Origin of the sequence: Thermoleptolyngbya sichuanensis A183, from assembly GCF_013177315.1 — a bacterium.
GTDB classification, from domain to species: Bacteria; Cyanobacteriota; Cyanobacteriia; order Elainellales; family Elainellaceae; genus Thermoleptolyngbya; species Thermoleptolyngbya sichuanensis.
Map to the genome: position 1 here is coordinate 5,336,549 of NZ_CP053661.1, position 14,298 is coordinate 5,350,846.

A 14,298-nucleotide genomic window follows, 5' to 3' on the forward strand; every position below is an offset into this window, starting at 1 on the left:
GCTATCGAGAACGCTATCGAGAACGATTGAGAGCCGTCACGCGCTCTGCGTTGGAGAAGACATCTTCGCCCTGAAGCTGGGACAGAGCAGGTTTCATCTCCATTTTCAGCACGTTGTCTACGTTGATGAACACGGTTTGCTCTGGCAGGTTGACGATCCACCAGTCTTTTTTCAGCAGATGGCGCACTTCGAGTTGGGTGGTTTGGTGCGTGCCATCGCTTTCAATCGGGGCATACAGGTTGAAGGATTCGCTGGTGCCGTTGACGTAGTGAAACGTGAGCTGGGTGTAGAGGGATTCTTGATATTCCATGACCTTCCAGTAGTGGGGATGCGGGTGTGCGCGGGCGTTCGGTGAATCTGCGTCTCGAAAGGCGCGAATGCTTCAATATTGCGATGGTTTCTGGGAAATGGGTACGCGATTTTAAGGAATCTTCTCAAGACTTTAGGTGAGCGATCGCCCGCCCGGTTTTCCTGGCAAGACTAAAAATTCGTCCATTTCCCACAGCTACTTCCCACAGCTACTTCCCACAGCTACTTCCCGCAGCAGCTTCCCACTGCTGCTACTTCCTGCTGCTTCCCGCTGCTACTTTCTACTACTTCCCACGGCTAATTCCCACTGCTACCCTTCGGTCTGGGCCGGGGTCATGGCGCTCATTTGCTCCAGATTGAGGACGTTCGCCAGATCTGCTTCGCTCATCAATCCCTTCTCCAGCACGATTTGCCGCAGGGATTTTCCGGTTTCTAGCGATTCTTTGGCCACCGCTGCCGCGTTGAGATAGCCGATGTGCGGGTTGAGCGCCGTTACCAGGGCGAGGCTGCCTTCAGCGTATTGCCGACAGCGATCGCCATTCACCACGATGCCCTTCAGCCCCTTTTCCGTCAGCGCGGCGATCGCATTTCCCAAGATTTCAAGGCTCTGGATCAGGCTGTAGGCAATCATCGGCATCATCACGTTCAGTTCAAGCTGTCCTGCCTGGGCGGCCAGGGCGATCGCCGCGTCGTAGCCCATCACCTGAAAACAGACCTGGGAAATCATCTCCGCCATCACGGGGTTGTATTTCCCCGGCATGATGGAGGAACCGGGCTGCACCGGCGGAAGTTGGATTTCATTGAACCCCGTCTTGGGGCCAGAATCCATCAGCCGCAGGTCGTGGGAAATCTTCACCAAGTCTTGGGCCAGGTTGCGAATTGCGCTGGAGACTGCCACAAAAGGAGCCATACTCTGCATAGCCGCCATCAGATGCGGGGCAGAGGTGAGCGGCTTATCGATCAGCGTGGAGAGAATCTCTGCTGCCCGGAAGCGGTATTTGGGATGCGTGTTCATACCTGTGCCCGCCGCGCTGCCGCCCAGCCCCAGCACTGTCAGGTCTTTTTCGGCAAACTGGAGCCGCGCTAGATGATCTGCCAAGATCTGCGCCCATGCGCCAAAGGTGTCGCCCATGCGAACCGGGACGGCATCTTGCAGGTGCGTCCGACCGGATTTCACCACATCTTGATATTCCCCGGCCTTTGCCTGGAGCGCGGCGATCGCCCCCTTCAGGGCAGGATACAGCGTCCGCTCCAGCGCCAGCAGCCCGCCGATGCGAATGGCGGTCGGAATCACATCATTGGTCGATTGCCCATAGTTGACGTGATCATTCGGGCTGACGCGGCTGTAATTGCCCTTTTCATCGCCCAAAATTTCCAGCGCCCGATTGGCCAACACTTCGTTCACGTTCATGTGGTGCGACGTGCCTGCGCCCGCCTGATACACATCCACCACAAACTGATCCCGCAGGCTGCCCGCCAGAATCTCGTCTGCTGCCTGCACAATCGCCCGACTGAGGTCTTCAGAAATGCAGCCCAGTTCTCCATTGGCGATCGCCGTTGCTTTTTTAATCAGCAGGCAAGCATCGACATAGGTTGGCAATGGCTTTAGCCCGCTGATGGGGAAATTTTCGACCGCCCGCAGGGTTTGAATCCCGTAATACACCGCGTTGGGAATCTGCTTTTCTCCCATCGAGTCGCGCTCTATCCGAAAATCCGCCATATCACCCGTCGTTTCACGTAATTTCCCGCTATGAAACCCCTATTCAACCTGGGCATACTAGCTTTCAGGAGGGTGCATGGCGAGATTGGGACTTCATCATTATGAATGAAACACTCCGGGAAACTAAACGCCTATCTCACGGGATGTTGATAAGTGGCTAGTTCTGCATTCTCGATTAACTTAGAGAAAGCAGGGTTTTTGCTTTTTCATTCGCTTCTCTGCCAGGTGGCGCGATGACTAAGTAGTGCTATGAGTCAGACAAAAGAGAGTCAGACAAAAGATCAGATTGATTACATTCAAGACCGAGTGCAAGACCCAGAGATTCCAGATCAGGCTCAAGAGCATACACAAGATTTAAGCACCTGGCTCGACCAGGGCATGGCACTCTACGGGGTTGGCCGGTATGAGGGTGCAGTAGCTCGATTTGACCGTTTATTGCAACAGCAGCCCGACCATCCGGAGGCGTGGATGAAGCGGGGCTTTGCGCTGCACGCGCTGGAGTATGACGAAGAGGCGATCGCTAGTTTTGAGCGGGCCCTGAAGCTCAAGCCCAAAAACGCGCTGGCCTGGCACGGCAAGGGCATTGCGCTGGCCCGGCTGGAGCGCTACGAAGAGGCAATCGCCAGTTTTGACAAAGCGGTGAAGTTTGACCCCGCCGATGCCAAGGCCTGGTATAACCGGGGCTACGCCCAAAATCGGCTGTATCGCTATCGAGAGGCGATCGCCAGTTTTGACAAAGTGGTGGAACTGCGCCCCAACAACTACCGCGCCTGGTATAACCGGGGTCTGGCCCTGGGGGCGCTGCGCCGCTACGAGGAAGCACTGACCAGCCTAGAGACGGCGGTGACCATTAAGCCCACCTGCCATTATGCCTGGAGCTATCGCGGTATTATTCTGGTCAAGCTGGAGCGGTTTGAAGAGGCGATCGCCAGTTTCGACCAATCGCTGCAATGCAAAGACGACAATCCCGAAGCCTGGTATGGCAAAGCCTGCGCCCGCAGCCTCCAGGGCGATCTGGAGCGCACCCTGAGAAATCTGCATCGGGCCGTGGTTCTCAGCCCCAATCTCTACCGCGTGATGGCGCAGACGGATACCAGCTTTGACAATGTGCGCCATAGTCCGGAGTTTCAGGCACTCCTGGGCGATTGAGGCGGGACAAGCGGGACAACCGAGGAAACCGAGATCAGGTCGCTTGGAACTGATCTTGGGAACTGATCTTGGGAACCGATCATCGAGATTTTATCTACAGGTATTGGACGCGATCTGTGGCGGCTCCTCTCAGTCGATATTATGTCGATATGATAGGGACACGTTGCTGCGTCACCCCGACGCTGCAATGGTCTCAGGGTTGTCGCTCTGGCCTGGCTTATGCGCGTCCGCATCGGTACGTTCAATGCTGAAAACCTGTTTGCCCGGTTTCAGTTTAAGGAAGACCTTCCCTACGATGAGCTTCCCGAAAAGTGGACTGCCAGCGTGACGCAGTGCATTCCGTTTTCGGAAGGGAAAGATCGGATCACGGCGGAAGCCATCGGGGCGCTGCGGGCAGATACTCTCGGACTGCAAGAAGTCGAGAGTATGGACACGCTGAAGCAGTTTGTGCGCCAGTTTCGTTCGCTGATGCCCGACTATCCCTACAAGCTGGTCATCGACGGCAACGATCGCCGATTGATCGACGTGGGATTGCTCAGCCGCTTTCCCTTTCGCCACATCCGCACGCACCAGTTCGATCGCGCTCCCAGCGGCCACCTGATCTTTTCCCGCGACTGCCTAGAGGTAGACCTCGAACTGCCCGACGGCAAGCCGCTGACGGTGTTTGTTAATCATTTCAAATCTATGCATGAGGGGCGCGAGGAAACCATGCATATCCGCAAGATCCAGACCCAGCGCGTTGTGCAGATTTTGCATGAGCGGTTTGGAGCCGATCCGGGTGCGGCAACCTGGGTAATTTTGGGCGATTTCAACGACTATCTGCCGTCGCTGGGGCTAGAGCCGCTGCTCGGCCAGCCCTGGCTGGAGAACGTGATCGAACGGCTGCGTCCTGATCAGCGCTGGACGCATTTCTTTTCGCGGGGCGAGGAATATCACCAGTTGGACTACATCCTGCTGTCGCGATCGCTCGCCGAAGCCAATCCCCAAGCGCTTCCCTACATCGAGCGGCGCGGTTTGCCCAAACGAGCCGAACGCACCGCAATCCAGCGGTTCAACGGCGTAGGCAGCAGCTATCCCAAAGCGTCTGACCATTGCCTGGTGGTGATTGAGCTAGAAATCTAGAAATTTTTGACTTTGGATTGGTGAGGATTGATAGACTTTCTGCCCAAAATCTAAAATCCAACATCTAACATCACCCCTGACTCAGCAGACAGGCGGCAATGCGATCGCTCGCACCAGGTAGTCCCATGCGGCGGCGACCGTTTTCGGCAATGATTTGCAGGCGATCGGGGTCTTTCAGCAGCGATCGCACGACTTTGGCTGCCTGGTCGGGCTGTTCGACCAGGATCACCGACGGCCCCAGCAGGCGCGTTTGGGCTTCGGCAAAGGCGTAGGTAAACTGTGGCCCTTCGCCCGGAAAGATCAGCGCGGGCTTGCCCAATCCCACCACCTGTTCCGTAGCCGTGCCCGCCATCGCCATCGCCACGTCGCCCCGGTTGACGCAGCCGTTAAAGGCCGTGGTCAGCAGCAGCGTCGCCTGGTCTTGGCGATAGGCCAGGGGCGGCACGGGAGCAGGATTGGTCAACTGCCAGCCGCGAGCCTGCAATGCTTGGTGCAGCAAGGCTAAATCAAGATAGGGGGCGATCGCCGCCAGAAAGGTCACGGGGCGATCGAGTCCCGTCACCAGCGATTGCGCCGCATCCAGCAGCGTTTCCCAATTTCGATAGGCTTCGGGCACCCGCGACCCCGGCAGCAGCGTGGCCACCAGCGCCTCGTCGGGAATCGCAAAGTCAATCCCCATCGGTTCCAGATCATCCATCATCGGGTTGCCCAGGTCATACACGGGCAGCTTCCAGCGGCTTAGCACCTCGCTGGTGAGGCTGTCGCGAGGAAACACCGCCCGACAGCGCCGCCGCCCCATTAGCCAGCGCTCCCAGGGCAAATAGACCGATCCTGACCAGCTTTCTAGCTGCTCAAACCAGGAGGCGCGGGGCAAGAGTCCGGCTTCATCGCGCAAGTAATATTCCGATTTGGCCGTGCCCACAAAGGCGTAGGGCGCACCGCTCCACCAGGCAAACAGCAGCGGCACCAAGTCACCCACGGCCAAAATCAGGTCGCCCTGCTTGGCCCACTCGCGCACCACGCGAAGCTGGCTGAGGGTGAGTTGCAGCAGCCCGCCGCGCAGATCCTTGGCAAACTGCCGACCGTCCATATAGACAAAGCCACCGGAGGGAAGCTGTTTGACTGGGCCAATCACCGGGATGCCGCTCTGGGAATAGGCATGACCTTCGCCCACCAGCGGCAGCGCCACGATATCTGCCACACGGCCTTCTAGGTCTGCCCGATGCCGCAGGGCCCGGAGAATGCGGAGGGCGATCGCATCTTCTCCATGACCATTGCTCAGACACAGTAGCTTCATGCCAAACCATCACTACGCGGTTGAACCTCAAGGATAAGGGATCGCCGCAAAATTGGGTGAGCCGGGTCAGTGCCCCTATTTTCAAGGTTTTGAGAGGTTAATCCAAGACGCTATAGCGCCGTGCCGCTAAACACTTTCTGCGCGGGCCCGGTCATATAGAGGTGCCGATCGGCCTCTGACCACTCGATCAGCAGCGGCCCGCCAGGAAGCTCCACCGTCGCACGGCGATCGCTCTTGCCGTTTAGCACCGCCGCCACCAGCGACGCACAGGCCCCTGTGCCGCAGGCCAGCGTAATACCCGCGCCCCGCTCCCACACCCGCATCTTCAGATAGTCCGGGCGCACCACCTGAATGAACTCAGCATTAATCCGCTTGGGGAAAGCGGGATGATGCTCGAACTGGGGCCCAATCGCCGCCAGCGGAATCGTCGCCACATCCTCTACAAACGTGATGCAGTGGGGATTGCCCATGCTGACGCAGGTGACCTGCCAGGTTTGCCCAGCCACCTCCAGCGGCAGGTTCACGACTTTTTCCTCTGGAGCGGCCAGCGTTGTGGGAATTTCGCCCGCCAGCAGCCGGGGCAGCCCCATATCGACCGTGATCTGTCCGTCTGCCTCTAGGCGTGGCGTGATCAGTCCCGCTAGCGTGTGAATTTTGTAGACTGGGCGCGGCGATCCGGTTTCGGCAGCTTCTAGGTCGGCAATAAAGCGGGCCAGGCAGCGGATGCCATTGCCACACATCTCCGGCTCTGACCCGTCAGAGTTGAAAATCCGCATAGTGTAGTCGGTGCCGTCTTGCCCTGGCAGCGCGAAGATCACGCCGTCTGCACCAATCCCAAAGTGGCGATCGCACCAGTCCACCGCTTGCTCTGGGGTAATGCACGGCTCTGCCTGCTGCCGATTGTCTACCAGGATAAAGTCGTTGCCCAGCCCGTGATATTTCGTAAATGCGATCGCCATAGTTGTGATGTGTCAGAGAGGTCTAACGGGGACTCAGTGCCAATAACTCAGTGCCAGTAACCCAAGGACTTGGGAAGATGCTTTGAGCCGCTTGCTTGAATCATCATAGGCTCCGATTGGGCATTCTGAATATCGCAGATATCGCAGTCGCTTGCGAACCGTCGCAGGCTGCTGCGAGCTGTTACAGACTATCGGAGCGGGCGATCGCCCCCATCGCCGCCGGACATCTCCTAAACTAGAGGCCTAAACTGAAAGAACCCGCCGCGTCTGGATTGTTCGCTTCCTGAATCACCCCAAAATCCAAAATCCAAAACCCTGAGACTTTAACCCATGAGCATCGAACTAGAAACTGGTCTGCCCAGCGTCCGTCAGATCCAAACCCTAATCCGCGAAGAGCGCGAAGTAGAACTCAAACTGATTACCAATGACCTGATCACAGGCAAAATGCGCTGGCAGGATCAGCACTGCATTTGCGTGGTCGATCATTACGACCAGCAAACGGTCATCTGGCGCAGCGCAATCGTCTACATGAAGCCGAAGCTGTAACGCGGATCAGGAGTCGGCTCTACTGCTCCAGCGGTTATCTCTATCAACCGCCAGTTAATCGCCAATCAAGCGCCAATCAAGCGCCACGACCCTATTCGGGCGGCCGTCCGTGCCAGGGACTCACCTGCACCACGCCGCCCGGCGTAAACACCACGCGAAAGAGGGCGTTGGGTTCTGCGGAGCGATCGGCCTGCTGATATTGCAGGTCAGGCAGCGGCGTTTGGTTGGCGTTTTGCACAGCGGCATTGTTCATATAGCGGAAGCCCAAGATGTCGCCGTTCTCTGCCACCGAGACTTGATAAACCAAATCTTCGGTAAAGGTTGGCCGCTGCGACCAGGCAGCATCGAGGCGATCGCGCAGTTGGGTCTTCAGCCGATCCAGTTGCTCTGGCTCGGTAATCTCATTTGCATTAACCAGGGCTTCGCCTACTGAGCCACCCGTCTCCGGAGGAGCATTTTCAGGGCTAGCGGCAGGGCTGGGATCTTCAGCAGTAGGGCTTTCCGAAACCGTGGTGTCTGGACTTTGAACCGGGCTGGGACTGGCGACCGGGCTGGGCGAAGCCAGCGGCGTGGGCGAATCCGTCGGCGGGCTAGCTGCGGGAGACGCAGGGCTGACCAAAGGTGCGGGCGTGGTCGCGTCCTCAGCCGCAGCCTCAGGACGACGCTCCGGAATGGGCAAGAAGAACAGCGCCGCCGCCGCCGCCGCTAGACCCACCAGCCCAATCGCAGCGGGCACAACCTGCTTGGTCATGGGTTCATGGGTCACTGCATAGCGGCGCGACACGGGCGCAAGCTGGGGAGCAAACTCTGGCAAGGTCTGACTATCGGCCAAAAACTGGTCAATCGCCTCCACTAGGTCAAAAAGCTGCACCGTCCGCAAATCAATCTGCACGGGAGCCGCAGACCCGCCGCCGTTTGCCTCGCCCACAAACGAATCTGGCTTGACCGTCAGCCGATGCAGATCCGGCTCAACTCGCTCCAAAGACACCAATTCCCCTTGGCCGGGTTGGGTGTGGGGATGGGGCACGCCGCTGAGAATCCCCTGGGCATAGTTGCTGGCTGTAATCGCCAGATCTTCCAAAAACGCCCGGCCGCCGCTAATTGGTTTTGGCTGGCCGGCAAAGTGGCACTCGGCATTGGTCACCATCGACACGACGGGACGCGGTGCTGTGGCAGTCGCCCCGTCGCTCAGTCCTTCAACCACCAGCTTGCAGTTGGGCAGGGTATATTGCCGCTGAATCGTCATGCCACTTCTCCATCAAACAAGCTCGTCCAAAGTCGCTGGGGGCCAGCCGTGCCCGTGCAGAAGAGAAGCTGACGCAGCAGCCCCAGCGCCAGGTCATTCAGCTTTTCGTCGGTGTCGTAGAGCAGCACAGCGGCGCGGCGCGGGTTCATGCGAGAGCGAAAGTGGGCCCGAAAGCGCTCCAGGTATTCCGATAAGCGGAAGTGATGCTCCACCGAAAGGTTGCGATCGCTCAATTGCTGGTGCGCCAGCAGAAGCTGCCGAATCACGCCCGTCAGCCGCCGTGCCAGGTTGCAAATCACCAGAACCATTGCCTTGCCCTCTGCCTGGGTCAACGTTTTGCGCTGGCTGCCATAGCGTCGCAGCGGGTTGGCGCTGCGGAGCCGCCACAGCCCGACGCGATTTTTCACGATGCTTTGCAGATTCAGGTCGCTGGCGGTGATCAGCAGCGCTTCGGAGCCGCCCAGGTCCAGCGCTTCGATCGCCAGCAGCAGCAAGTCGAGCTGCACCCGCGCCCGCCGGGGAACGGTTTCACCGGGAACCTCAATGTCAGGCAGGGTTCCCAAGATAGGGGGAATGGATTGGTCGGGCGGGGTTTGTACTTGCATTACGGTACTTGCATTACTTCTCGTGCGGTGAACTCATCTGCGGCTGCCCCAAACGCCAATCTGTCAGCGCTTTGGTTCCCAAATTCGGACGGACAGATTGATCGGGGCAAACCGATACAACCAGAACTTTATGACTGGAGGATTCGACTTTAGGTTGCCCGCATTTTAAGCTTCGACTTAAACTTCGACCTTCACGCCGCGCCAAAAGGCAATATGCCCTGTAATTTCTTTAGCAGCATCCTTCGGCGCCGGGTAATACCAGGCGGCATCTTTGTTGACCCGGCCATCAACCACGATGTTGTAGTAGCTGGCAACGCCTTTCCAAGGGCAGGTTGTGTGGGTGTCGCTGGGCTGGAAATATTCAGACTGGATGGCATCGGGCGGGAAGTATTGGTTGCCTTCGACCACCACGCAGCGATCGCTCTCGGCTAGCACGGCTCCGTTCCAAGTTGCTTTGGGCATGGGTTTGTCCTGATGAATACCTGTTAATACCTGACAAGGAGTTGTACAGATCGCTGAAGAACGAGCAGCTAAGAGCTAATTTGTAAAGGAGCCTGAAAGCCTTGTTAATCAAGGATTTCCGAGAAACCGCTTTTCCTGGGCAAGCATGACCTCAAAGCCACACGTGCCAAGAGTTTCAGGCTTCTTAAGATTTGCCTCATAAATTAGCTCTAAGAATCGGGCAGTTAAATTGGGCTAAGTTGGGCAGATAACTTAAACCGTGCGGGGCTTTGATGATGCGGGGCTTTGATGGAATTCCACCTTCAATGAAAACTAGTACTGAGCATAATGCCGAAAACTGGGGAACGCTGAAATCCTGAACTGTAACTCGTAACTCTTGTAAAAGAAACTCTCGTAAAAGAGTCCCAACCGCCAATTCTAGCGCGTGAGCTTACCAATCTTAAAGATCGGCACAAGATTCACCTGAAAGCAAGGCAGGGGTTGGGGGCAGGGAGGCGGACAGTTAGCGATTTTGGCGCGAGTGGCAGGGAGAGGGGTGTCGCGCGGCACGATGCTGCATAAACTAGAGCCAGAAACAAAACGCCAGAGACACCCATTGGGCGTTTTTTGGGCGTTTGTTGAGCCGTCTAGCGCTGAGGGAACCCCTATGACTGCTGCCGTGTCTACTGCTGCCCCACTGAGCAAATCGCCCTTTAGCCAGATGCAAGCGGTTCCTGAACTGTTTGCCCGCTGCGCCCAGCGACCGGAGATTGCTAATCTAACTGCTGTGCATGATCCCCACAGCACGCCGGAGATCAAGCTGACCTACGCCGAGCTATATCAGCAGATATTGCAATTTGCCGCAGGGTTGCAGGCGCTGGGCATCCAAGAGGGCGATCGCGTCGCCTTGTTTTCCGATAATCGCCCCCGCTGGCTGATTGCCGACCAGGGCATCATGACCGCCGGGGCCATCGACGCAGTGCGTGGCTCCCAGGCAGACCGGGGCGAGCTGCGGTTTATTCTCGACAACAGCGAAGCCGTGGCGCTGATTACCGAAGATGCGGCCACGCTCAAGAAAGTCTCGCCCAATCTGGATGACCTGCCGCTGCAAACGGTGATCCTGCTAACGGACGAAACGCTGGACGCGCCGGGGCTAAAGATTCTTAACTTTTCGCAAGTGCTGGAGATGGGCAAAAACCGCGCCGTGCAGCCGCCCACCCACCGCACCCGTGACACACTGGCCACGCTGATGTATACCTCAGGAACTTCTGGCGTGCCCAAGGGCGTGATGCTGAGCCACGGCAACTTGCTGTCGCAGGTCGAAGGCGCGGCGACAGTGGTCGAACCGCAACCGGGCGATCGCGTCCTCAGCATTCTCCCGATCTGGCACTGCTACGAGCGCACGTTTGAATACTTTATCTTCGCCCACGGCTGCACGCAGGTTTACACCAATATTCGCTTCGTTAAGAAAGACCTGAAGGAGTTTCGCCCGCAGTTTATGGTGGGCGTGCCGCGCCTGTGGGAGTCGATTTACGAAGGGATTCAGAAACAGTTCCGCGACCAGCCAGAGAAAAAGCAAAAGCTGGTGAATTTCTTGCTCAAGCAGAGCGATCGCTACGTCAAAGCAAACCGCACCCTGCAAGGGCTGAACCTAGACAACCTCAACCCCTCGCCCTTGGACAAGCTGAAGGCCATGGGCGAAGTGGCAATCACCTCCCCGGTCTACCTGCTGGCGGATCGGCTGGTGTTCCAAAAGGTGCGCGACGGCATCGGCGGACAGATCAAGTTCGTCGTCAGTGGCGGCGGTTCTATTGCCGAGCATCTGGAAGACTTCTTTGAGATGGCAGGCATTCAAATCTTGGGCGGCTACGGACTGACGGAAACCTCGCCCATTACCCATGTCCGCCGCGTCCGGCATAATATGCGCGGAGCCGATGGGCAGGCGCTACCCTACACCGAGACGCGCATCGTCAACCCGGAAACTCGCCAGGATTTGCCCCAGGGACAGCAAGGCTTGATCCTGATTCGCGGTCCCCAGGTGATGCAGGGCTATTACAAGAACCCCGAAGCCACCCGCAAGGCAATCGACCCGGACGGCTGGTTTGACACGGGCGACCTGGGCTGGATGACGCAGTGGGGCGACCTGATTATTACCGGCCGCGCCAAGGACACGATCGTTCTCACGAATGGCGAAAACATTGAGCCGCAGCCCATTGAAAACGCCATCATTCGCAGCGTGTATATCGACCAGGTGATGCTGGTGGGACAGGATCAGCGGATGATTGGGGCGCTGGTGGTGCCTAACCTAGAAACGCTGGAGTCTTGGGCGGCGACGCAGGGCGATGGGGTGCGAAACGCTGACGGCACGATCAACCTAGGGTCGAAGCCCGTGCAGGACTTGATTCGTCAGGAATTGACCCAGGCAGTGCAAAATCGACCGGGCTTCCGCCCCGATGAGCGGGTTGGGCCGTTCCGCATCCTCAGCGAGCCGTTTACGGTGGACAATGGGTTGCTGACCCAGACGCTAAAAGTGCGCCGCAACGTTGTGATGGAACGCTATAGCAGTATGATCGAATCGATGTTTGCCTGAGGCCGTTCCCGCATGTTGTATGGTTCGGGGGCGGCGTGAGGGCGATCGCCAGAGTGTTGCACCAGATCGTGGCACAAACACTTCAAACCTTTATTCAATGGACGATTTCAACTTCCTCATGGACCCCTCCCAATCCTATTTGCTCCTCAAACGCGCTGTGAACGTCAAGGCTGTGGTCACCCCCCGCTGGAAAGAAGAGAAACAGCAGCAGCTCCAACTCCAGATCGACCAGCTTGATGAACAAAAGCAGCAGCTTGAAACCCAAGAGCAGCGCATGATGGCGGAAATGCGAAAGCAAATTATTCGCCCTGACGACCCAGCGATCGCCCAGCAAATGAACAACTTCCAACTCCAGGTCAACCAGCGCAAAAGCGAAATCCTGGAGCGGCGTAATCAGGTGTTGCTGCAACTCCAGCAGGTGCAGCTTTTGGACATGGATCAAGAAGTCAGCGAAGGGCTGGTGGAAGGTTTCTGTCGCGTCGAAATGGGCGATAACCTAATCCGCAAAATGCAGATCGAGGTGCTGCTGCGGGACGGCATCGTGGAGGAAATTCGGGGAGAGCTTTAGACAGGCGGGGTGGAGAGTTGGAGCATGAGGGCAGCGACCCGATGCTCCCCAAAATCCAAAACCCAAAATCCAAAACCCAAAACCCAAAAATCGATTCCTGCCTCCTCATCTCCAAACCCTAACCCCCTCGCCAAAAATCTGCTTCGTATCGCGTTACAATTCGATCTGCTGAGTCTCCATTGTTTTGGGGTTGGGCTTGGCTGCAAAGATCTGAGGGTCGATAGTCACTGATAGTCACTGTTCATAGCAGTCAATCCATAACGGTTTACTGAACGACCCAGCCTGCATTTCACCTTTACTCACGATTTGGGAAGCCGCTCCATGATCCACGAAGTTTTCATGCCTGCGCTCAGTTCTACGATGACCGAGGGAAAAATCGTTTCCTGGGTAAAAGCACCGGGCGACAAAATCGAAAAGGGCGAAACCGTGGTGGTGGTGGAGTCCGATAAGGCAGACATGGACGTGGAGTCGTTCTATGAAGGCTATTTGGCAACGATTATTGTGGACGCAGGCAGCACGGCTCCGGTGGGCGAGGCGATCGCCCTGATTGCCGAAACTGAGGCAGAGATCGAGACCGCAAAGCAGAAGGCTGCCAGCGCCTCGGCTCCCGCTCCGGCTGCCCCGACTCCTGCGCCTGCTACTACCGAACCGGAACCCGTCGCTGCGACCGTGGAAGAGGCGATCGCCAGCAGCAACGGCAGTTCTGGGCGGCTCGTCGTGTCGCCCCGCGCTCGCAAGCTGGCCAAAGAACTCAAGGTTGACCTAGCCACGCTCAAAGGCAGTGGTCCCCACGGACGCATCGTCGCCGAAGATGTGGAAGCCGCTGTTGGCAGAGTGTCTGAGCCTGCAACTCCGGCTGTGACTCCGGCTCCGGCTGCGGTTGCTGCTCCGGTGGCTGCGTCTGCTCCGGCTCCGGCTGCGGCAACTCCTAAACCCACCCCGGCTCCGGCGGCCCCCGTCACACCCGGCCAGGTCGTGCCCCTGACCACGCTGCAAAATGCCGTTGTGCGGAACATGGTCGCCAGCCTAGAGGTGCCCACCTTCCACGTCGGCTATACCATCACCACCGACAACCTGGACAAACTCTACAAGCAGATCAAATCCAAGGGCGTAACGATGACAGCACTGCTGGCTAAGGCAATTGCCGTGACCCTGAAGAAGCATCCGCTACTCTACGCGGCCTACACCGACCAAGGCATTCAGTACAACAGCGGCATCAATGTGGCGGTGGCGGTGGCGATGGACGATGGCGGACTGATTACGCCCGTTCTGCAAGCCGCTGACCAAATGGATATCTACACCCTGTCGCGCACCTGGAAGGACTTGGTCGATCGCGCCCGCTCGAAGCAGCTCCAGCCTGCAGAATACAGCACAGGAACGTTTACGCTCTCCAACCTGGGAATGTTCGGCGTTGATCGCTTTGATGCTATCTTGCCGCCCGGCCAGGGCGCGATTCTGGCGATCGGCACATCCCGCCCGCAGGTGGTGGCGACCGCAGACGGACTATTCGGCGTGCGGACGCAAATGCAGGTCAACCTGACTGCCGATCACCGGATTATCTACGGTGCCCACGCCGCAGCGTTCCTCCAAGACCTGGCCAAGCTGATCGAAACCGACGCGCAATCGCTGACGCTGTAACAGTTCGGTGTAACGGTTCAGTCATTCAGGAATACAAAACCCGACGCAAAAAAAGGGAGCGTCTGCGCTCCCTCCTAACTTGCTTCTCAATCTCGGAGATCAAACCCG

Annotated in this window: 13 protein-coding genes; 6 read left to right on the forward strand and 7 right to left on the reverse strand. The window is 57.7% G+C overall.

What is annotated here, in order from left to right:
- Nucleotides 1-13: 13 nt before the first annotated feature.
- Together HPC62_RS22165 and HPC62_RS22170 are read right to left on the reverse strand one after the other, a co-directional pair.
- Nucleotides 14-310 carry a hypothetical protein gene (locus tag HPC62_RS22165; RefSeq protein ID WP_172358556.1) on the reverse strand — a complete coding sequence of 99 codons (297 nt, stop codon included), beginning with the start codon at nucleotides 308-310 and terminating at the stop codon, nucleotides 14-16.
- Between the two features lie 309 nt (nucleotides 311-619).
- Nucleotides 620-2,029 (reverse strand): aspartate ammonia-lyase, encoded by a 1,410-nt coding sequence (locus HPC62_RS22170; RefSeq protein ID WP_172358557.1) that lies wholly within the window; start codon nucleotides 2,027-2,029, stop codon nucleotides 620-622.
- A 249-nt stretch (nucleotides 2,030-2,278) separates the two neighbouring features.
- Between HPC62_RS22170 and HPC62_RS22175 the strand changes: the two genes are divergently transcribed.
- Nucleotides 2,279-3,178, forward strand: coding sequence for a tetratricopeptide repeat protein (locus HPC62_RS22175; RefSeq protein WP_172358558.1), 900 nt, complete (start codon nucleotides 2,279-2,281; stop codon nucleotides 3,176-3,178).
- 219 nt (nucleotides 3,179-3,397) lie between these two features.
- Entirely contained in the window at nucleotides 3,398-4,300 is a 903-nt protein-coding gene (locus HPC62_RS22180) for an endonuclease/exonuclease/phosphatase family protein (protein ID WP_172358559.1), read from the forward strand.
- Between the two features lie 70 nt (nucleotides 4,301-4,370).
- Here HPC62_RS22180 and HPC62_RS22185 read toward each other — a convergent pair whose 3' ends face one another.
- A complete protein-coding gene (locus tag HPC62_RS22185) occupies nucleotides 4,371-5,597 on the reverse strand; it encodes a lipid-A-disaccharide synthase-related protein (RefSeq protein WP_172358560.1) in 1,227 nt (408 codons plus the stop codon).
- 110 nt (nucleotides 5,598-5,707) lie between these two features.
- Nucleotides 5,708-6,556: a diaminopimelate epimerase gene (gene dapF, locus HPC62_RS22190; protein ID WP_172358561.1), complete on the reverse strand. Its 849-nt coding sequence runs from the start codon at nucleotides 6,554-6,556 to the stop codon at nucleotides 5,708-5,710.
- 330 nt (nucleotides 6,557-6,886) lie between these two features.
- Between dapF and HPC62_RS22195 the strand changes: the two genes are divergently transcribed.
- The gene (locus HPC62_RS22195; RefSeq protein ID WP_172358562.1) at nucleotides 6,887-7,102 is read left to right on the forward strand and encodes an Hfq-related RNA-binding protein; all 216 of its coding nucleotides are present in this window, start codon (nucleotides 6,887-6,889) and stop codon (nucleotides 7,100-7,102) included.
- A 91-nt stretch (nucleotides 7,103-7,193) separates the two neighbouring features.
- On the opposite strand, the gene HPC62_RS22200 is transcribed toward HPC62_RS22195, so the two are convergent.
- The 3 genes from HPC62_RS22200 to HPC62_RS22210 all read right to left on the reverse strand — a co-directional run bounded on the left by HPC62_RS22200 (nucleotide 7,194) and on the right by HPC62_RS22210 (nucleotide 9,415).
- Nucleotides 7,194-8,348, reverse strand: a complete 1,155-nt coding sequence (locus HPC62_RS22200) for a DUF4335 domain-containing protein (protein ID WP_172358563.1) — start codon at nucleotides 8,346-8,348, stop codon at nucleotides 7,194-7,196.
- On the reverse strand, nucleotides 8,345-8,953 hold the full coding sequence (locus HPC62_RS22205; protein ID WP_172358564.1) for a DUF3038 domain-containing protein: 609 nt from the start codon (nucleotides 8,951-8,953) through the stop codon (nucleotides 8,345-8,347). Before HPC62_RS22205 ends, HPC62_RS22200 begins: the two co-directional genes overlap by 4 nt.
- 177 nt (nucleotides 8,954-9,130) lie before the next feature.
- On the reverse strand, nucleotides 9,131-9,415 hold the full coding sequence (locus HPC62_RS22210) for a DUF427 domain-containing protein (RefSeq protein ID WP_172358565.1): 285 nt from the start codon (nucleotides 9,413-9,415) through the stop codon (nucleotides 9,131-9,133).
- Nucleotides 9,416-10,061: 646 nt separating this feature from the next.
- Here HPC62_RS22210 and HPC62_RS22215 point away from each other — a divergent pair.
- The 3 genes from HPC62_RS22215 (at nucleotide 10,062) to HPC62_RS22225 (ending at nucleotide 14,190) form a co-directional block, all read left to right on the forward strand.
- Nucleotides 10,062-11,984: an AMP-dependent synthetase/ligase gene (locus tag HPC62_RS22215; protein ID WP_172358566.1), complete on the forward strand. Its 1,923-nt coding sequence runs from the start codon at nucleotides 10,062-10,064 to the stop codon at nucleotides 11,982-11,984.
- Between the two features lie 118 nt (nucleotides 11,985-12,102).
- A complete protein-coding gene (locus HPC62_RS22220; RefSeq protein WP_068516377.1) occupies nucleotides 12,103-12,552 on the forward strand; it encodes a YlqD family protein in 450 nt (149 codons plus the stop codon).
- Between the two features lie 321 nt (nucleotides 12,553-12,873).
- Complete coding sequence (locus HPC62_RS22225) at nucleotides 12,874-14,190, forward strand: dihydrolipoamide acetyltransferase family protein (protein WP_172358567.1); 1,317 nt, start codon at nucleotides 12,874-12,876, stop codon at nucleotides 14,188-14,190.
- Nucleotides 14,191-14,298: the final 108 nt, after the last annotated feature.